Origin of the sequence: Actinoplanes sp. NPDC051861, assembly GCF_040681145.1 — a bacterium.
In the GTDB taxonomy this organism is placed as follows: domain Bacteria; phylum Actinomycetota; class Actinomycetes; order Mycobacteriales; family Micromonosporaceae; genus Actinoplanes.
Map to the genome: position 1 here is coordinate 29616 of NZ_JBFAYE010000017.1, position 17970 is coordinate 47585.

Consider the following 17970-nt stretch of genomic DNA (forward strand, 5'->3'; position numbering starts at 1 on the left):
ACGCGATGGCAAAGATGAGCTCGATCCGGCGCCTTCACGCAACTTCGTGCGTCATTTTCCCGGTATCGCGGCATGATGTTGTGATGCCATCTTTGGACTCCACCGACCGGGCGATCCTGAACCGTCTCCAGGTCGACGGCCGCATCCCGAACATCGAGCTGGCCGAGGCCGTGTCCCTGTCACCGTCGGCGTGCCTGCGCCGCCTGCGTGCCCTGGAACAGGACGGGGTGATCTCCGGTTACCGGGCCGAACTCGACCGGGAACGGCTCGGCCTGCAACTGACGGTCTTCGTGCACCTGAAGGTGGCCGGCCACGCCCAGGAGACCTCGGTGCGGGTGGAGGCCGCGCTGACCGCGATCCCCTCCGTGGTCGCCTGTTACCTGATCTCGGGAGAGGCCGACTTCCTGGTCGAGATCGCGGCGCCGTCACTGGCCGCCTACGAGCGCATCCTGCTCGATCAGCTCCTGGCCGTCCCGTACGTCGTGGACGCGCGCAGCACGTTCGCGATCCGTACGATCAAGAGCCGGGGTCCTCTTCCCGTGTGACTCCCCTGGCCGCGATCGCTTCCCGGGCGGCGTCGCGCAAGGCGTGCACATCGGAGAAATCCGCCGGGGCGAGCGACGGCAGCACCTCGACCCGCGCTCTGATGTGCTCCCGGAGAACGAATCCCTTGCGTGGCAGGGCTCGCCGGGTGCCGTGGACCGCGATCGGGATGACCGGGACGCCGTGCTTGACCGCGAGATCGAACGCACCGTTCTTGAACGGCTGCAGTGTCCCGTCCGAGGTGCGCCGGCCCTCCGGGAAGATCATCAGCGGGGAGCCGGAAGCCAGCAGCCGGTCGCAGAGATCCATCATGCGCCGCACCGACGACGCGTTGCCGCGCAGCACCGGCACGTACCCGTTGAGGCGCATGTTCCAGCCGATCACCGGCACCCGGAAGATCTCCTGTTTGGAGACGAACTTGAACGGCCGGAACAGCGCGAACAGCACCAGGATGTCGATCAGCGAGGCGTGGTTGGCGACCAGCACCGCGGCGCCGTGCCAGGGCAACCGGTCGCGGTGCTCGACCCGCAGCCGCCACAGAGGGCAGATGTAGACGTAGAACGCGGCCCAGGCCGACGAGTAGAGATGCAGCGCCACCCGGCGCCGGTCGAAGGGGAGCGTCACGAGCCACACCAGCACCGCACCGACGAAGAACACCGGGCAGGTGATCACGATGAACGCCCAGAACGCCACCGAGAAAACCCGCAGCATGCGGCCATCCTTTCATCCTCGCTGACCTCGGTCCACGCCGGATGGATCACGACCGGTACCCTTCCCGGTCGTGCGCTCGCTCTTCGTGATCGCCGTTGCCGTAGTGGCCGGCTTCGTCCTCAGTCCCCTGCTGCGTGCCGACGCCGCCTGCACCCCCACCCTTCCCGCTGTCAAGGGCTGGAGTGACGAGCAGTTGGAGAACGTGCGCGTGATCGTCACCATCGGCAACGAGCGGGGGGTTTCGGTCCAGGGGCAGGTCATCGCGGTCGCCACCGCCCTGCAGGAGTCCCGCCTGCGCAATCTGCGCGGCGGTGACCGGGACTCCATCGGGCTGTTCCAGCAGCGGCCGAGCCAGGGCTGGGGCACGCCGAAGCAGCTTTCCGACCCGGCTTACCAGACCGGGAAGTTCTACGACAAACTGCTCAAGATCAGGGGCTGGGAGAAGATGCGGCTCACCGAAGCCGCCCAGGCCGTTCAGATTTCGGCCTTTCCTGAGGCGTACGCGAAGCACACGCGCGACGCCACCCAACTCGTCGAGACGCTCGGCGCCACCGTGACCTGCACCGAGTCAGCGCCCGTACGCCTCCAGCAGCCGTAGCCAGACCTCGCTGACAGTCGGGTACGCCGGGACCGCGTGCCACAGCCGGTCCAGCGGCACCTCACCGACGACCGCGATCGTGGCGGCCTGCAGCAGTTCCGCGACGTCCGGACCGGCGAACGTGACACCGACGATCACCCGCCGGTCCTCGTCCACGACCATCCGGGCGTGCCCGGCGTAGCCGTCGGTGTGCAGCGCGGACCCGGCGACGGCGGCCAGGTCGTAGTCGACGACCCGGATCCGCAGCCCGGCAGCCTCGGCGGCGGCCGCGGTCAGTCCCACCGACGCGACCTCCGGATCGGTGAACACCACCTGCGGCACGGCGCGCTCGTCGGCCGTCGCGACGTGCCTGCCCCACGGGCCGTCCTGGACGGCCTCTCCCCTGGCCCGCGCCACGATGACGTCGCCGGCCGCCCGGGCCTGGTACTTGCCCTGGTGGGTGAGGAGTGCGCGCCGGTTCACGTCGCCGGCGGCGTACAGCCAGTCGTACCCGCGAACGCGCATGGTGTCGTCGACCGCGAGCCAGTCACCGGGCTTCAGGCCCACGCTGTCCAGGCCGATGTCCTGCGTGTTCGGCGTGCGGCCGACCGCCACCAGCACCTCGTCGGCCTCGACCTGCTCGCCGCCGGTGAGGGTGACGCGCACGGTGCCGTCGCGGGTCACCGACTCGGCCTCCACCCCGAGACGCACCGAGGCACCGGCCTCCCGCAGCGACGTCGCGACCAGTTCACCCGCGAACGGCTCGGCCTGCGGCAGCACACCGTCGCGGATCAGCAGGGTCACCGCGGAGCCCAGGCTCGTGAAGGCGGTCGCCATCTCGGTCGCCACCACGCCGCCGCCGATGATGGCGAGCCGGGCGGGAACGCTGCTCGCGGCGGCCGCCTCCCGGCTGGTCCACGGTTCGGCCTCGCGGAGGCCGGCGATGTCCGGGACCAGCGCGCCGCTCCCGGTCGCTACGACGACCGCGTGCCGGGCGGTGAGCGTGGTGGTGGTGCCGTCCGCGCCGGTCACCTCGACGACCCGCTCGGCGACGACGCGCCCCTGACCGCGATGCAGCGCGATCCCCGCCGACTCGAGCCAGGCGACCTGCCCGTCGTCGGTCCAGTGCGAGGCGAAGTCGTCCCGGCGGCGCAGCACGGCCGCGGCGTCCAGCTCACCGGTGACGGCCTCGCGGGCGCCCGGCAGCCCACGGGCGGCCCGGAGCGCGGCGGCGCTGCGCAGCAGGGCCTTCGTCGGCATGCAGGCCCAGTAGGAGCACTCACCGCCGACCAGTTCCCGCTCGACGACGGCGGCGGTCAGCCCACCCCGCACGACCCGGTCGGCGACGTTCTCCCCGACCGGCCCCGCCCCGATCACGACGACGTCGTAGGTCGCGTCCCCCATGTCAGGCTCCCTTCGCTGCGCGGCCGAGGCGCACTGCCGAGATGAGGAAGAAGATAGCGCCGGGGATGGCGTAGCCGATCGCGTTCGCCAAGGTCGGGTCGGCCGCCGCGGAGCCGGCGATGAACGAACCACCGGCGAGCACCGAGATGCCACCGCTGAGGATCATCGGCCACTGACCGCCCATCGAGCGGCGGGTGACGCCCACGACCAGCTGGATCAGCCCGGCCAGGATCGCCCACGCGCCCCACACCCGCAGGACGCCGGGGATGCCGGACGTGACGGCGATGGCCAGGCCGAGGGCGGCGAGGAGGCTGACGGCGATGTTGAGGTAGAGCAGGGTGGGCGAGGAGGTGGCGCGCGACGCGCGGGCGTCGACGACCGCGGCACCCACGTCGAACAGCGGGTAGAGCACGAGCAGCGTGCCGGCGAGCACCCCGATGTGGTCGGCGGTCGTGAACATCACGAGGGCCCAGACGATGGCGAACGCGAAGCGTACGAAATACAGCCGGCGCAGGGCGGCCGCCGTCGTCGAGATGCCGGGTGCGGCGATCGTGGTCATCGTGATCCTCTCAGGCGGGAGACAGAACGTTCGTTCTCTCTGGCACCACGATGGGGCCGGGCGGTGCGGCTTGTCAAGAACGAACGTTCTGTCTGCTAACCTGATCACATGGCGCGCACCGATTCCGACGCACGGGTCCGGCTCCTCACCACGGCGGCGGGCATCTTCTACGCGGAGGGGATCCACTCGGTCGGCGTCGACCGGATCATCGCGGGCGCGAAGATCACCCGGGCCACCTTCTACCGGCACTTCCCCGGCAAGGACGACCTCGTCGTCGCCTACCTGCACGAGGCCGACCGGGCCATCCGCAACCAGGTGGAGACGGCCCTCGCCGACAGCCCGGCGGCACCCGACGCGGTCCGGGCCGTCGCGCAGTCGATCGCCGACGGCATCCGGTCGCGCGGCTTCCGCGGTTGCGCCTTCCTCAACGCCGTGGCGGAGTTCCCGAACCCCGGTCACCCCGTGCACCAGGCCGTCCAGGCGCACCGGGCGTGGTTCCTCGACACGATCACCGGCCTGATGGCACGCGTCGACGAGACCGACGCCTCGGCCGCCGCTCAGCACTTCGTCATGCTGCGCGACGGGGCCATGGCCGCCGGCTGCCTCTTCGACCCGGCGCTGATCTGCGAGACCTTCCTGCGCGGCGTCGACGGGCTGGTCCGCATCCACGGCATCCGCGGGGCCTGACCCGCCGCAACAAAACCGCAAGCTTTCCGCAGCCCGGCGGCGGTCACGCTCCTCCTCACCGACAACAGAGGAGGAGAACATGCGCACCGTTCTTCCGGTCGTGACCGGCCTGCTCGCCGCGCTGCTGGTCCCGGCATCGGCCTCCGCGGCCACCACCTGCACCGAGCTCGTCCGCGGCGACAACAAGGACTCCGGGCTGGCGGCCCGGGCCGACGGGCCGGTCGAGATCTTCAAGACGGGCCTGACCGGCAACGTCTCCCGCACCCAGATCGACCCGCGTACGAACACCGTGCTCGGCTTCCAGGACCTGGGCGGCGTGTCCCGCTCCGAACCCGGTGCCGTCTCCTGGGGCGCGGGACACTCCGCGGTGTTCGTCCGGGGCGGCGACGACGCCCTCTACGTCATGCAGTTCGTGGACGGCGTCGCCACCGGCTGGCAGAACCTCGGCGGAAAGCTCACCTGGAACCCGGACGCGGTCTCGGCCGGCCCCGGTCACCTCATCGTCTTCTACCGGGGCACGAACAAGCAGCTCTACTTCCTGGAGTACGTCAACGGCGCCTGGGGCCCGCACACCAGCCTCGGCGGCGTGCTGACGTCCAGCCCGATCGCCGTCTCCGCGGGTCCCGGCCGGATCGCCGTGGTGACCCGCGGCCAGGCCGACGACCTCTACTACCTGGAGCGCAACGGCTCCACCTGGGGCAACTGGGTCGGTCTCGGCGGACGGTTCGCCGTCGACCCGATCGCGGTGTCGCGCGGACCGGGCCTGGTCGACGTGTTCGTCCGCGGCACCGGCTCGCGGGTCTTCGGCATCTCCTACAACGGCTCGTCGTGGACACCGTGGTTCGACCTGGCCGGACCGCCCGGCGGCGCCGTCTCCGAGCCCGGTGCCGCCGCGACCGGCTCCGGCGAGCTGGCGGTGTTCGTCCGCGGCGGCGAGGTACGCACACCCGTCCGCCCGATCTGGCGCAACTCCTCGTTCGACGGCGGCGCGACCTGGTCCGGCTGGATCACGGTCGACGTCGGCTACGGGACGCCGTCGCCGAACAACCCCGAGGCGGCCGCACACGCGTTCGGCGGCTGGTCCGTGGCCGCGACCAACTTCCCCACCGACGCGAGGGTCGGCCCGCTGCGGGTCTGCTCCTCCTGAAGGTCATCTAACGTGACGGGATGTTTCTCGTCCGGCCCGGTGTGCAGCGGGCGCTGGTAGCCCTCGTCCAGGTGCTCGGGATGGCGGTCTGGTTCTCCGCCTCGGCCGTCGTCCCGGCGCTGCGCGAGTCGTGGGGGATCAGCGCCACGGCATCGGTGTGGCTGACCGCGTCGGTGCAGCTCGGCTTCGTGGCCGGCGCCGTCACGTCGACGGCCCTGAACCTCGCCGACCGGGTCCGGGCGCACCTGCTGATGGCGGTCAGCGCGGCACTCGCGGCCGCCTGCACCGCCGTCTTCGCGTTCGCCGTCGACAGCCTGGCCGCCGCCGTGCCGCTGCGATTCCTCACCGGGGTGTTCCTGGCCGGCGTCTACCCGGTCGGGATGAAGCTCACCGCGTCCTGGGTACGGCCGGAGCGGCGCGGCATGGCGTTCGGCGTCATGATCGGCGCGCTGACGCTAGGTTCGGCGCTGCCGCACCTGATCGGCGGGCTGGGCGAGCTGCCGTGGCGCGGCGTCATGTTCGCGGCAGCCGGCTGTGCGGTGGCGAGCGCGCTGGTGGCGGCACTGCTCGTACGGGAGGGGCCGCAGTTCGGGCACGGCGCTCCGCCGTACCCTCGCTATGCCCTGACCATGTTCGGACAGCGCGGGCCCCGGTTGGTGAACCTCGGCTATTTCGGGCACATGTGGGAGCTCTACGCCCTGTGGACGTGGCTGCCCAGCTTCCTGATCGCGGGCACCGCCGAGCGGACCGGACGGCCGGACGCGACGGCCGGGCTGCTGCCGTTCGTGGCCATCGGTGTCGCCGGGGTGGCCGGATGCCTGGCCGGTGGATGGGCCGCGGACCGGTTCGGCCGCTCCCGTGCCGCCACCACCGCGCTCGTGGTCAGTGGCGCCTGCTGCCTGGTGTCGCCGCTGTTCTTCACCGCACCGCCGGCCGCGACGGCGGTGCTCGGGGTGGTGTGGGGCGCGGCGGTGATCGCGGACTCGGGCGTCTTCTCGACATCGCTGAGCGAGGTCGCCGACAAGCGTTACGTCGGTACCGCCCTCACCGCGCAGACGGCGATCGGCTTCGCGCTGACGGTGGTCACGATTCAGCTCGTACCCGTGGTGGCCGACCTGACCGGCTGGCGCTGGGCGTTCTGGCTGCTCGTGCCGGGCCCGCTCGCCGGAGCTCTGGCGATGCGGTCGTTCGGCCGCATCACCAGAGCAGGCTCCGGTCAGGCGCCCTGAGCGGCGGCGTCCAGGTATTCCTCGATGTTGCGGTACCCGTCCCCGTCCGCGTCACCGTTGTGGTCCGCCGCGTTCGGGTTGAACCCGTTCGCCGTCTCCCAGCTGTTCGGCATGCCGTCGCGGTCGGTGTCCCAGCCGCTCGGGCCGCTCACCTGGCCGGCGTTCCACAGCGCGTTCCACTGTGACGAGTTCGGATACGAGATCAGCGTCCCGGTCGTCGACCGCGTCTCGCTGACGATCCTGGCGTCGACCGCGTCCCGTGCCCACCAGAACGCCCCGGCCCGGTCGAGGACCCGGGTCAGCGCGGCCGGCGCCGACTCGGTCGTCATGTTCGGCACGGCGAAGCGGGTGGACCTGTGCGCCGGCACCGAGACGAACCGGTCCCAGGCGATGTCCTGCCCGTTGGCCAGGTTCGAGTCGCCGTCGTAGTCGGCCCGGTTCCCGGACAGGTACGCGCTCGTCCCGGTGGCACCGGTGAAGACCTCAGCGTTGCTCGAGTTGTGCCGCAGGTACGTGTTCCCCACGAAGTTGGCGTTGGCGAGCTGATTCTCGCCGCTGTAACCCTTGCCCTCGAAGACGACGTTGTTGCTCCACTCGACGTTGTTGACCGCGCCGGTCTCGTTGCCGAGCCGGGGCAGGCGGCTGACGTTGTGCGCGAAAAGGTTGTGGTGGTACGCGATGTTCGACCCGGTCACGTCGCTGCCGACGAGCGCGCCGTACCCGTGGCCCTTGTAGTTCAGGCCCTCGGACACGATCGCGTACTGGACGGAGACCTGCCCGGCGCCGTCGCTGGAGCTGATGCCCTCGTCGTCGTACCAGCTGACCGAGACGTGGTCCACGATCACGTTGTCACCGGTGATCCAGATGCCGTCGTTGGTCGCCGTACCCGGGTTGGCCTGGTCCTGCCCCGGACGGAACTTCAGGTGCCGGATCACGATGTTGCTGCCGGTCACCTTCGTGGCCTGACCCATGATCGTGATGCCGGGCCGGGGAGCGGTCTGGCCCGCGATCGTCAGGTTACGGGCGCCGATGGTGAGCCAGCCCTGCCGGCCGCCGGGCGACAGTTTGATCGTGCCGCCCACGTCGAAGACGATCGTGCGCCCGGTGGCGGGCGCCGTCGTGATCCCGTAGCGCAGCGATCCCGCCTGAGGACCGGTCGCGTTGTCGGTCAGGTTCGTGACGTGGTAGACGTCGCCACCGCGGCCGCCGGTCGCGTACATCGCGGGACCGGCGGCGCCCGGGAACGCCGCGGCCGGGCCGGGGCCGGGTGCGGAGACGAGGTTGAAGGCCCACTGCGTCTGCGAAGCGTCCGTGCAGGTCTGCTGGACGATCGGGTTGTTCCCGGCGGTGCTGGCGTCCCTGTTCGTCATGCACAGCGCCGAGGAGGCGTTGCGCACCAGATACTTTCCGGACACCGCGGTGGAAGCGGTGAACGTCCAGGTCTGGCTCGTGCCGCCCGTGCAGGCGTTGGCGGCGATCTGCGCGGCGGCCTCGGCGCACCTGCTCACGGCGCTCAGCGCGAACCCGCCACCCTGAGCGGTGACCTTGAACTGCTGCTGGGTGGCACCGGGCGCACAGGCGAGCTGCACCAGCACCGATCCGGACACATTGAGGCATTTGCCGCTGGAACCGGAGACCAGCGTGTAGGTGCCGCCGTTGACCGGGGCGACGGCGGCGTCAGCGGGAAGGCTGACGGCGGTGATCAGACCGGCGGCGAGCACACCGACGGCGAGGACGGAAATCCGTTGTCGCATGAGGGGATCCCTTCGGACGGACGGGACATGCACCGATGTAGATGCGCCCCGTCCGGCCCGACAACAAATTTCAGTCCCAGCAGAGGCAGAACGGCTTTCCGGCCGGGTCCGCGTAGACGCGCCAGTTCTCCCCCGCCACCCCCAGCGAACTCGCCCCGATCTTCAGCGCCGCCGGCTCCGCGACCTCGATGTCCTCGACCGTGACGTCGAGGTGGAACTGCTGCGGATACGCCGGATCCGGCCACCGCGGCGCCTGATAGTCGCTGACCTGCTGGAACATGACCGGCTGGGCGCCCTCCTCACCGATCATCGCCATGCCCTCACCCTCGTAGGTGACAGCCTTGCCGAGCAGCTCGGCGTAGAACGCGCTGAGCTCCCCGGCATCCGGGCAGTCCAGCATCACACCCATCACCGTGGGCTCCGGATTCGCCGGGAACAGGCAGAGGTCGAACGGGTGCCCCGCCGGGTCCGCGAGCGTGTACCAGCTCTCGTTCTCCCGCAACAGCCGAGCACCGAGCCCGACCGCTTTCGACGATCCCTCCCGGAGATCCGGCACCCGCAGATCGAGGTGGAACTGCTGCGGGTGAGCGGGATCCGGCCACCGCGGCGGCACATGGTCCGGACTGCGCTGAAACGCGATCCGCCACCCGTCCGGCGTCCCCATCGTGATCCACTCATCGTCCGCGTACCGCTCACTCCACCCACCGAGCGCGGCATAGAACGCGGCCAGCCTCCGAACATCAGGTGCATCGAGAACAACAGTCCGCAACGTGCCGATCATCAGGCACCTCCCGGCTTCATCATGCCGAAATTCACCACCATTTGCCCGCCTGGTTGCATGGTCACCCTCGGGCCCTCCCGGGGAGAACGGGCGGGGTGCATGGGCACCCTCACACCCGGAAACCCCGAGACCGCTATCGGTCGCCCAGAGCGGCGGCGGCGTCCTGTTCGTAGGTGTGGCGGCCCCGGAGAACGACGAGGCTGCCGATGACGAGTGGGAGCAGCACGACGGCGTAGGCCCAGCGCAGCGAACCGGTGCTGTCGGAGGCCACCCCGATCAGCCAGGGGCCGAGGGCGCCACCGAGGGTGACGAGCATCTGGAGTACGGCGAAGCCCAGGCCGCGCCGGTGCGCCGCCACCACGTCCGCGTTGGCGGCGGTGAGGTTGGCGATGGCAGCGGCGAACCCGGCGTTGGCGAGGGTGAAAGCCACCGCTTGCGGCCCCAGGACCGGGATCGTGACGGCGGCGGCCAGGAACGCGGTGCCCACGAGCAGCGACCACCCACCCAGCGCGACCCGCTGCCGGTGCCGCCGATCACCCAGCCAGCTGCCCACCAGGATCCCGGCGACGATGCCCACCAGCCCGGCGCCGCCTCCGACGGCCGCCGCGGACGCCTCCGGAAGGCCGAACTCGCGGGCATAGAACGACGGCATCCAGAAGAAGAGCCCACCCAGCCCGAAGAAGAGAATGCTCAGTCCGGCGATCACCGACCGCAGAGTCCGGATCCGCAACAACACACCCAGCTCAGCCCGCATCGACCCACCCCCGCCCGACCCCACGGCACCCGGCGAGTCCCCCGCCGGCGGGGCGGCCCCAGCCGACGGCGCAGCCCCAGCCGGCGGCGCAGCCCCAGCCGGCGGCGCAGCCCCAGCCGGCGGCGCGGCGCCCGGCGAAGGTTCGGCCGGCGCGGCGCCCGGGGTGGGCCCAGCGGGCGGAAGGGGCGAGGCCGCGGAAGCGGGCACGGTGGCGGGAGGGGACGCCGGCGTGGTCTCGGGAGAGGGTGTGGTGGCGTACCAGCGGGAGAGGCTGTCGCCGAGGCCCCGGACCGGTTCGCGGACGGTGAGGACCAGGAGGGCGATGACGAGGCCGGGGACGGCTACCAGGAAGAAGCCGGTGCGCCAGCCGACGGTCTGGGCGAGTGCGCCGCCGGCGATGACGCCGACGGGCAGGCCGGCGAAGTAGGCCATGCGCTCGTAGCCGTAGGCGCGGGCCCGCCCGGGTCCCGGGTACAGGTCACCGAGCAGGCTCGACGACGGCGGGTTGTAGAGCTGCCCGGCCGCTCCAAGGAACATCCGGACCAGGAAGAGCGCGGCGTAGGAGCCGGCCAGGCCGGTGCCGACCGTGAGCAGCGCCCAGACCGCCACGATGGCCGAAATCGTCCACGTTCGCTTGCCGGTGTCGGCCAGCCGGCCGGCCGGCAGCAGGAGCACGATCGCGGCCAGCGCGCCGGCGGTGGCGATGGCGCCGGCCGCGCTGTCCGAGAAGCCGAACTCCTCCTGAATGGTCGGCAGAGCACCGGCCAGCAGGTTGTACTCGATGCGATCGATCGCGGCCACCAGCGCCACACAGATCGCCGGCCACCACCCGAACGGCGCCGCGGCACCATGGCGCACGGTGACCGGCGGGCGCCCCGGATACGCCGCCACCTCCCTGACCCCGATCATGCGGGCATCCTGCCAGAGGGAAACAACGTTTCGCTAGAGGACACGGTCCGCCACACCCAAGACATTGACAGTTACCTATTGTTCACCCTAGCCTCCCCTCAAAGTTCCGGATGTTAACCGAAACTTTTGAAGACCTGAGGAGGACGGCGTATGTCGGAATTCGCCCTGCTCGGCGCCGAACTGGTGGGCATCACCGTGCTGGTGCTCGGCCTGTACTTCCCACGGCACCGGCGCCGTGACCTGGTGGTGGCCTACTTCGCCGTCAACATCGGGGTGCTGGCCGTGGCCGACGCGCTCCGCACGAGCGACGCCGGCACCGGACTCGGGCTGGGATTCGCGCTGTTCGGCGTGCTGTCCATCATTCGGCTGCGCTCCACCGAGCTCGACCAGCACGAGGTCGCGTACTTCTTCTCCGCCCTGGCCCTCGGCCTGCTCGGCGCCCTGGAGACCGTCTCGATCTGGCGCAACATCGCCCTGATGGGCCTGATCATCGTCGTGCTCGCGATCGTCGACAGCCGCTGGATGCTAGGCCGCTACCGCCAGCAGATCATCGTCCTCGACTCCATCGTGACCAGTGAGGACGAGCTGACCCGGCGGCTGGAGGAACTGCTCGGCGCCAAGGTCTCCTCCGCGCGCCTGCTCCGCGTCGACCTGATCAACGACTCCACCGTGGTCGACGTCCGATACACCGGAACGCTCCGCCCGGCCGCCCTCGCGGTGCACCGATGACCGAGACTTTCGGTGAGCTGGCCGCGCTGAGAAACGTCGAGCTGGCCGAGATGGAGGAGCGCGCGGCCCTGCAGAGCCGGTTCGACCGCAAGTACATCGTGCCGGTCGGCGAGGCCCGGTGGCTGCTGGAGAGCCTGGCGCCGGAGGCACGGGTGCTGGAGATCGGCGGCGTCCGGCACTTCACCTACGAGTCGCTCTATCTCGACACTCCGGATCTCGTCAGCTACCTGCGCACCGCTCACCGGCACCGGCGCCGATTCAAGGTCAGGACCAGGACGTACGTGGATTCGAGCTCGCACTGGCTGGAGGTCAAGGTTCCGGGTCCCCGCGGCAGCACGGTCAAGTATCGAGCGCCGCACGTACCCGGGCAGGACCCGGCCGGCGAGTTCCTCGACGACGTCTTCGCCCGGCACGGCGTCACCGCCACCGACCACGCCGGACTCGCGCCGACGCTGCGCACCGCCTACCTGCGTTTCGCGCTGCTGCTGCCCGGCGACAGCCGCGTCACCGTCGACACCGACCTGCGGTGGACCGCTGTGTGGAGTTCGGCCCTCATACAAACCCGAACTCCACACGGAATTGGGGTTGGGGTTGGGGGCGACGGCGGGCGTGAGCTGTGGCTGCCCGGGGTCGCGATCGTGGAGACCAAGACCGGCTCGACCGCGTCCGGCGCCGACCGCCGCCTGTGGCACCGGGGTCACCGCCCGGTCGCCATCTCCAAGTACGCCACCGGGCTCGCCGCGCTCCGGGCCGACCTGCCCGCCGCGCCCTGGCGCCGGGTGCTCCGCAAGCATTTCACCGCTGCGAGAGAGGAACTGTTCCATGGGTAGGCGCATCGTCGCGGCCGTCGTCCTGGCCGTCTTCGCGATCCTCGTCCCGGCACCGGCCTCCGCCGCCGGTGACGTCACGTTCTCCGTGCCCAGCGGCACCTTCCAGGGTTCGGTCGCGGTCTCGCTGAACACCGCGATCGCGGGCGCCGAGATCCGGTACACCACCGACGGGACCGCACCGGCGGCGACGTCCCCGGTCTATCCCGGCCGGCCGTTGACGCTGACCGGCACCACCCAGCTGCGCGCCCGCCCGTACGCGAACGGCACACCCGCCGGCGAACCCGCCACCGCCCTGTACGTGGCCCGCGCCGTGGACACCCAGCACGACCTGCCGCTGATGCTGATCGACGTGTACGGCAAGGGCAAACCCGGTCGCGACTACGTGGACGCCGCCACCATGGTCTTCGACACGACGTCCGGGCGCACGTCGCTCTCGGCGGCGCCGGCCGTCGCGACCCGCACCGGCATCCACCTGCGTGGCCAGTCGTCGGCCATGTTCGAGAAGGCGCCGTACCGGCTCGAGTTCCGCGACGACAGCGACGACGACGCCGACCTGCCGGTGCTCGGCATGCCGGCCGACTCGGACTGGGTGCTGCGGGGCCCGTTCAGCGACAAGTCGCTGGTCCGGGAGGCGCTCGTCTACGACCTGGGCCGCGAGATGGGCATGGTGGCGCCGCGCTACCGGTTCGTGGAGCTCTACCTGAACACCGACTCGGCGCCGGTGGCCGCGGCCGACTATCAGGGCGTCTACATGCTCGTCGAGACGATCAAGAACAGTAAGAACCGGCTCGACCTCAAGCAGCTCGAGGAGGAGGACACCACGCTGCCCAAGATCGCGGGCGGCTACATCTTCAAGTTCGAGTGGCTCGCCGCCGAGGAGCCCACGCTGACCTGCACCGGGCCGGCGGCCACCTGCTGGAACTACCTCGAGGTCGAGGACCCGTCACCGCTGAACGCCCAGCAGCGGGCCTGGCTGACGCAGTATCTCCAGCAGTTCCACGACATGCTGCACAGCTCACCGGCGAACCATCGGACGTGGATCGACACGAAATCCTGGGTCGATCTCGTCATCCTCAACGAGCTCAGCCGCGAGATGGACTCCTACCTGCGCAGCACGTACTTCTACAAGGACCGGGAGGGCCCGATCGTGGCTGGCCCGCTGTGGGACTACGACCTGACGTTCGGGACCGGCGGCTTCTTCGGCAACGAGCAGACCGCCGGATGGCAGTACCAGCAGACCCGTACCCCTCAAGCCAACGACTGGTTCCAGATCCTGCTCGCCGATCCGAGCTTCCAGAACGATCTGAAGGCCCGGTGGCAGTCGCTGCGCCGCGGCCTCCTCTCCTCCGCGTCACTGAACAGCCGGGTGGACGCCCTGACCGCACCGCTGGCCGCCGCCGCCCAGCGCAACTTCCAGCGCTGGCCCAACCTCGGCAGCCGCATGATCGGCCCGTTCGTCACCGACACCACACCCACCTGGTCCGGCCAGGTCCAGGTGATGCGCAACTGGATGACCCAGCGCGCCACCTGGCTCGACGGCCCGTCAGCCTGGGGCGGCACGACGTCACCCTCACCCTCACCCTCGGCGTCACCGTCCACCTCCACGCCGCCGCCCGCGGCCGGCTGCACCGCGGCCTGGACCCCGATCGGCCAGTGGACCGGCGGCTTCCAGGGCGAGGTCCGCGTGACCGCCGGCACCGCCCGCGTCAACGGGTGGACGGTCACGCTGGCCTTCCCGAACGGCCAGCGGGTCAGCCAGGGCTGGAACGCGGTCCTGACCAGCAGCGGCTCGACGGTCACCGCTCGCAACGAGACCTACAACGGCACCCTCGCCGCCGCCGCGAGCACCACCTTCGGCCTGCTGGGCTCCTGGTCCGGCACCAACAACGCACCAGCGCTGACCTGCACCGCGAGCTGAGAAACGGGCCCCCGGCCGTGGCCGGGGGCCCCAGGGCTACGCCGGTTCTATCCAGATGTTGCGGTAGCGGACGTTGGCGCCGGGGTCGCCGTGGTCCTGGAGGCGGAGTGGCAGGGCTGCCGGAGTCTCCGGGGATCCGCCGCCGGTCGGGCCGTCGATCTCGATGTTGTCGTGGACGGTCTGGCCGTTCCAGAGCACGGTCACGCGGGCGTTCTCGGTCTTGGTGGAGCCGTTCCAGCGGGCCGCGCGGAACGTGATGTCGTAGGTCTGCCAGGTTTCCGGGGCGGTGCCGGCGTTCGTGGACGGTGCGCGTTTCTGGTAGATCGCGGCGCACTCGTCGTTCGCCAGAACCGGTTTGCCGAAGGTGTCGAGGACCTGGAGCTCGTACCGGTCCTGGAGGTAGACGCCGCTGTTGGCGCGAGTCTGGCCGGTCACGTCCGCGGGCAGGTTGGGCAGCCAGAACTCCAGGTGAAGCTTGAAGTCCCCGTACGCTTGCTTGGTCTTGACGTCCCCACCGAGAACCTCGGCCGAACCGCCGGAGACGGGCCACGTCGGTGTGCCGCCGGTGGCGGTCTGGAAGGAACCGAGGTGACCGCCGTCGAACAGCGTGACGCGGCTGGTCCCGTTGTGCGTCCAGCGCTGCTGTGCGACGTCGGCCCACTCCCAGATCTGAATCTGGGTGCCGTCCGCGCTCGATCCGCCGGCGGCGTCGAGGACCTTGCCGGAGAGCGGGTTGAGCAGCGAGCCGTTGGCCTGCGGCTGCCAGACCTGCGCCGCGCTGCCGTTGCACGTGTAGAGCTGCACCTTCGTGCCGTTGGCGGTGCCGGCGTTGTCGATGTCCAGGCACTTGCCGTGCGCCTGGAGCGTGTCGCCGGAGCGGGTCCAGCTCTGCGAGGACGAGTTGTTGCAGGTGTACAGCTGGATCTTGGTCTTGTCGGCGGTGCCGCCGTTGTCAACATCAAGGCATTTGCCGGAAACACCGGTTATTGTCCCCGTGCCGCCGCCGACCCCGATGGCCAAATTGTCCAGATTGACGTGGCCTACGTCCCCGGTGTCGACCCGGTAAGAGATCGTATTTCCGCCGGCCCGCAGCGTCACCGTGTCGGTCTTGACGGCCCAGGTGTCCCAGTTTCCGGTGTCGGGCAGGCTGACCTGCCGCACCTTGCTCCCGTTGATGTAGAGGCTCACCGTCTTGGCGCCCGCCGACGGGTTCGGGCCGTTGCTGAAACGCAAGGAGATCGGGTACGAGCCGGCGGCCGGCACGTTCACGCTGAAGGTTGCCGCCGCACCCACCGCACCGAAACCCGCGACGAACGCGTTCCCGGTGTATCCGGTGTGGTCGGACGCCACCCCGGCGGTGCCGCTGAGCCCGGAGTTCTCCGCCTCGACGCGATCGGTCCGCAGCGTCGTGCCGTCGGGCAGGCTGTTCAGCGTGTACCAGGCCTCGGTGCTCCACAGTGACGCGCCGGCGGCCGAGGTGAACGGGCGCGGCGAGCGTACGTGCACGACCCGCCCCGCCTTGAGCCCGGCCACCTTGAGCGTCACCTTGAGGCGGTCGGCGGAGACCGTGGCCGACGTGACCGCCAGCTGCTCCTCGTCGACCTTCGGGCCGCCATACGCCGGAGTCGGCACGTACCGCCACTGTGTCGCCCGGTAGTTCGCGGCGGTGGCGGCGGAGACCGGCTGGGTGTACTCGAGTTCGAACCCGCCCGCGACCGCCCGCATGGCCTTGATGTCGAAGACGGAGGTGCCGTTCGGGGCGAGCTTCTGCAGCCCGTACGTCAGCTTTCCCTCCTGCCCCCAGTTACCGCCCGCGCCGAGCCCGCCGACGTAGAGCGCGCCGTCCGGTCCCTGGCTGAGCCGCAGCACGCCGCTCTCCAGCCCCTGGGTGAGCCGGAAGACCGCGCCCTGGTACTGACCGCCGACCTTCTCCAGGAACGCGCGCTGCAGACCGCCGTAGGTGACGTCGCCGAAGAGCATCTGCCCCGCGTACGGCCCGGTGTCCAGCATCAGCGGGGTGCTCGGTGAGTTGGCGATCTCGTTCTGCGGCAGCCACAGCACCGGCTCGGTGACCGGCTGGCCGTCGAACCGCCCGTCCGGGTTGGTGTAGTGGCCGAAGAACCGGTCCTGCTTGATCTGCACCAGCTTCGAGGCGGGCAGCCAGCCGCCCTGGTTGTCGGTGACGAAGATGTCGCCCTCGGGACCCCACCCGATCCCGTCCGGGGTACGCAGCCCGCCGGCGAGATACTGCACCGCGCCGGTCGACCGGTTGATCTTCAGCGTGGTGCCGCGGTCGGTCGCTCCCTGCGGGTCGGTGGTGGCGCCGCCGAGGTTGATCGAGACGGACAGGTTCAGGTAGAAGAAGCCGTCCTTGTAGAGCAGCCCGAACGCGAACTCGTGGAAGTTGCCGCCGAACGGCCAGGTGGCGACCCTGCGGTACTGGTCGGTGACCCCGTCGCCGTTCGTGTCGTTCAGCTCGGTGAGCTCGTGCTTCTGCGAGACGTAGATCTTGCCGTCGACGATCTTCAGACCCATGGGCTCGCGCAGGCCGGTGGCGACCTTCCGGTACGTGACCTGGCTCGGCGAGGTGGTGCCGGTGACGCCGCTGAGCACGTACACCTCGCCGACGGTCGTCTCGCTGCCGCCCCACGTGGCGATCGCCAGCCGGCCGTCCGGGAACCAGTCCATCGCGCTGACCTGCGGCTGGAAGCCGGACGGGCGCAGGTTGGTGAGCGTGTAACCGGGGTGCACGGAGGTGAGCGGCAGGCCGTCGCCGGGGCTGTCCGCGGCGGACTCGCACTCCTTGCGGCCGGGGGCGGTCACCCGGACGACGCCCGCGTCGGTGCTGAGAGCGCTCTCCGGGACGACAGCGAAAGCACTCGCTCCCGGTGGCCGCCACTCGAGGGTGAGCTGCTGGCCGCCGCCGCGCTCGAAGTAGTCCAGGCGCAGGGAGTGGTAGCCGGCGGACAGGTTGACGGCACCCTCCTTCGCGGTGGCGCCGTGCGCCCCGTCGTGGTCGATCACCAGGGCGCTGTCGATCACCAGCCGGGAGCCGTCGTCGCTGGTCAGCCGGAACTGATGGGTGCCGGCCGCGGAGATGTTCAGGTTGCCGGTCACCTCGGACTGGAAGCGGTCCTCGAGGCCGAAGTCGGCCGCGGTCGTCCAGTTGATCACCGGCATGCGTTTGTCGATGTTGGGGGTCTGGCCGGGCTTCAGGGTGCAGATCGAGTCCCGCGACGTCTGCAGGTCGAATGTGCGCAGGGTGACACCGGGTTCCTGCGGGGGAACGGCGGCGTGGGCAGGGGCTTGGAGGAGGGCGCCGGCCAGGACGGCGGCGGGCACCAGCACCGATCTCTTCATGGAGCGGCTCCAGACACGAACTCCGCACATCGACTTCTGCCGATGTGCGGAGTTACGCTAGAGCGCTTTTGAAGGAAA

At 70.4% G+C, this 17970-nt stretch carries 14 protein-coding genes and 1 pseudogene; 8 read left to right on the top strand and 7 right to left on the bottom strand.

Going from position 1 to position 17970, the window contains the following annotated elements; all coding sequences use genetic code 11:
• Window positions 1-83: 83 nt before the first annotated feature.
• Complete coding sequence (locus tag AB0M02_RS33300) at window positions 84-545, top strand: Lrp/AsnC family transcriptional regulator (protein WP_364234180.1); 462 nt, start codon at window positions 84-86, stop codon at window positions 543-545.
• Here AB0M02_RS33300 and AB0M02_RS33305 read toward each other — a convergent pair.
• Window positions 517-1254, bottom strand: a complete 738-nt coding sequence (locus AB0M02_RS33305) for a lysophospholipid acyltransferase family protein (RefSeq protein ID WP_364234182.1) — start codon at window positions 1252-1254, stop codon at window positions 517-519. The genes AB0M02_RS33300 and AB0M02_RS33305 overlap by 29 nt on opposite strands.
• 103 nt (window positions 1255-1357) lie before the next feature.
• Between AB0M02_RS33305 and AB0M02_RS33310 the strand changes: the two are divergent.
• Window positions 1358-1762, top strand: a pseudogene (locus tag AB0M02_RS33310) (peptidase M23); the annotation flags it as partial.
• 60 nt (window positions 1763-1822) lie between these two features.
• Here AB0M02_RS33310 and AB0M02_RS33315 read toward each other — a convergent pair.
• Complete coding sequence (locus AB0M02_RS33315) at window positions 1823-3235, bottom strand: NAD(P)/FAD-dependent oxidoreductase (RefSeq protein WP_364234184.1); 1413 nt, start codon at window positions 3233-3235, stop codon at window positions 1823-1825.
• A gap of 1 nt (window position 3236) precedes the next feature.
• The gene (locus AB0M02_RS33320; protein ID WP_364234186.1) at window positions 3237-3794 is read right to left on the bottom strand and encodes a hypothetical protein; all 558 of its coding nucleotides are present in this window, start codon (window positions 3792-3794) and stop codon (window positions 3237-3239) included.
• A 108-nt stretch (window positions 3795-3902) separates the two neighbouring features.
• Between AB0M02_RS33320 and AB0M02_RS33325 the strand changes: the two genes are divergently transcribed.
• From AB0M02_RS33325 to AB0M02_RS33335, 3 genes are all read left to right on the top strand, one after another.
• Window positions 3903-4481 (top strand): TetR/AcrR family transcriptional regulator, encoded by a 579-nt coding sequence (locus tag AB0M02_RS33325; RefSeq protein ID WP_364234187.1) that lies wholly within the window; start codon window positions 3903-3905, stop codon window positions 4479-4481.
• 79 nt (window positions 4482-4560) lie between these two features.
• On the top strand, window positions 4561-5628 hold the full coding sequence (locus AB0M02_RS33330) for a hypothetical protein (RefSeq protein WP_364234190.1): 1068 nt from the start codon (window positions 4561-4563) through the stop codon (window positions 5626-5628).
• Between the two features lie 20 nt (window positions 5629-5648).
• Window positions 5649-6857 (top strand): MFS transporter, encoded by a 1209-nt coding sequence (locus AB0M02_RS33335; protein WP_364234192.1) that lies wholly within the window; start codon window positions 5649-5651, stop codon window positions 6855-6857.
• Here AB0M02_RS33335 and AB0M02_RS33340 read toward each other — a convergent pair.
• The 3 genes from AB0M02_RS33340 to AB0M02_RS33350 form a co-directional block, all read right to left on the bottom strand.
• Window positions 6845-8611 carry an RICIN domain-containing protein gene (locus tag AB0M02_RS33340; protein ID WP_364234193.1) on the bottom strand — a complete coding sequence of 589 codons (1767 nt, stop codon included), beginning with the start codon at window positions 8609-8611 and terminating at the stop codon, window positions 6845-6847. The genes AB0M02_RS33335 and AB0M02_RS33340 overlap by 13 nt on opposite strands.
• Window positions 8612-8681: 70 nt before the next feature.
• On the bottom strand, window positions 8682-9392 hold the full coding sequence (locus AB0M02_RS33345) for a VOC family protein (protein ID WP_364234196.1): 711 nt from the start codon (window positions 9390-9392) through the stop codon (window positions 8682-8684).
• Window positions 9393-9525: 133 nt separating this feature from the next.
• Window positions 9526-11055: an MFS transporter gene (locus AB0M02_RS33350; protein WP_364234197.1), complete on the bottom strand. Its 1530-nt coding sequence runs from the start codon at window positions 11053-11055 to the stop codon at window positions 9526-9528.
• Between the two features lie 150 nt (window positions 11056-11205).
• Between AB0M02_RS33350 and AB0M02_RS33355 the strand changes: the two genes are divergently transcribed.
• The 3 genes from AB0M02_RS33355 to AB0M02_RS33365 are packed head-to-tail and all read left to right on the top strand — an operon-like array spanning window position 11206 to window position 14532.
• Window positions 11206-11784 carry a DUF4956 domain-containing protein gene (locus AB0M02_RS33355; protein WP_364234198.1) on the top strand — a complete coding sequence of 193 codons (579 nt, stop codon included), beginning with the start codon at window positions 11206-11208 and terminating at the stop codon, window positions 11782-11784.
• On the top strand, window positions 11781-12614 hold the full coding sequence (locus AB0M02_RS33360) for a polyphosphate polymerase domain-containing protein (RefSeq protein ID WP_364234199.1): 834 nt from the start codon (window positions 11781-11783) through the stop codon (window positions 12612-12614). Before AB0M02_RS33355 ends, AB0M02_RS33360 begins: the two co-directional genes overlap by 4 nt.
• Complete coding sequence (locus tag AB0M02_RS33365) at window positions 12607-14532, top strand: CotH kinase family protein (protein ID WP_364234202.1); 1926 nt, start codon at window positions 12607-12609, stop codon at window positions 14530-14532. The genes AB0M02_RS33360 and AB0M02_RS33365 overlap by 8 nt, the downstream gene beginning before the upstream one ends.
• A gap of 36 nt (window positions 14533-14568) precedes the next feature.
• Here the strand turns inward: AB0M02_RS33365 and AB0M02_RS33370 are convergent, their stop codons facing one another.
• A complete protein-coding gene (locus AB0M02_RS33370) occupies window positions 14569-17892 on the bottom strand; it encodes a family 16 glycoside hydrolase (protein WP_364234204.1) in 3324 nt (1107 codons plus the stop codon).
• Window positions 17893-17970: the final 78 nt, after the last annotated feature.

Bases quoted from the DNA above. Each gene is read 5' to 3' on its own strand.
- AB0M02_RS33370 (WP_364234204.1), bottom strand. From the start codon at position 17,892: ATGAAGAGATCGGTGCTGGTGCCCGCCGCCGTCCTGGCCGGCGCCCTC.
- AB0M02_RS33335 (WP_364234192.1), top strand. From the start codon at position 5,649: ATGTTTCTCGTCCGGCCCGGTGTGCAGCGGGCGCTGGTAGCCCTCGTC.
- AB0M02_RS33345 (WP_364234196.1), bottom strand. From the start codon at position 9,392: ATGATCGGCACGTTGCGGACTGTTGTTCTCGATGCACCTGATGTTCGG.
- AB0M02_RS33355 (WP_364234198.1), top strand. From the start codon at position 11,206: ATGTCGGAATTCGCCCTGCTCGGCGCCGAACTGGTGGGCATCACCGTG.
- AB0M02_RS33350 (WP_364234197.1), bottom strand. From the start codon at position 11,055: ATGATCGGGGTCAGGGAGGTGGCGGCGTATCCGGGGCGCCCGCCGGTC.
- AB0M02_RS33305 (WP_364234182.1), bottom strand. From the start codon at position 1,254: ATGCTGCGGGTTTTCTCGGTGGCGTTCTGGGCGTTCATCGTGATCACC.
- AB0M02_RS33320 (WP_364234186.1), bottom strand. From the start codon at position 3,794: ATGACCACGATCGCCGCACCCGGCATCTCGACGACGGCGGCCGCCCTG.
- AB0M02_RS33365 (WP_364234202.1), top strand. From the start codon at position 12,607: ATGGGTAGGCGCATCGTCGCGGCCGTCGTCCTGGCCGTCTTCGCGATC.
- AB0M02_RS33325 (WP_364234187.1), top strand. From the start codon at position 3,903: ATGGCGCGCACCGATTCCGACGCACGGGTCCGGCTCCTCACCACGGCG.
- AB0M02_RS33315 (WP_364234184.1), bottom strand. From the start codon at position 3,235: ATGGGGGACGCGACCTACGACGTCGTCGTGATCGGGGCGGGGCCGGTC.
- AB0M02_RS33360 (WP_364234199.1), top strand. From the start codon at position 11,781: ATGACCGAGACTTTCGGTGAGCTGGCCGCGCTGAGAAACGTCGAGCTG.
- AB0M02_RS33330 (WP_364234190.1), top strand. From the start codon at position 4,561: ATGCGCACCGTTCTTCCGGTCGTGACCGGCCTGCTCGCCGCGCTGCTG.
- AB0M02_RS33340 (WP_364234193.1), bottom strand. From the start codon at position 8,611: ATGCGACAACGGATTTCCGTCCTCGCCGTCGGTGTGCTCGCCGCCGGT.
- AB0M02_RS33300 (WP_364234180.1), top strand. From the start codon at position 84: ATGCCATCTTTGGACTCCACCGACCGGGCGATCCTGAACCGTCTCCAG.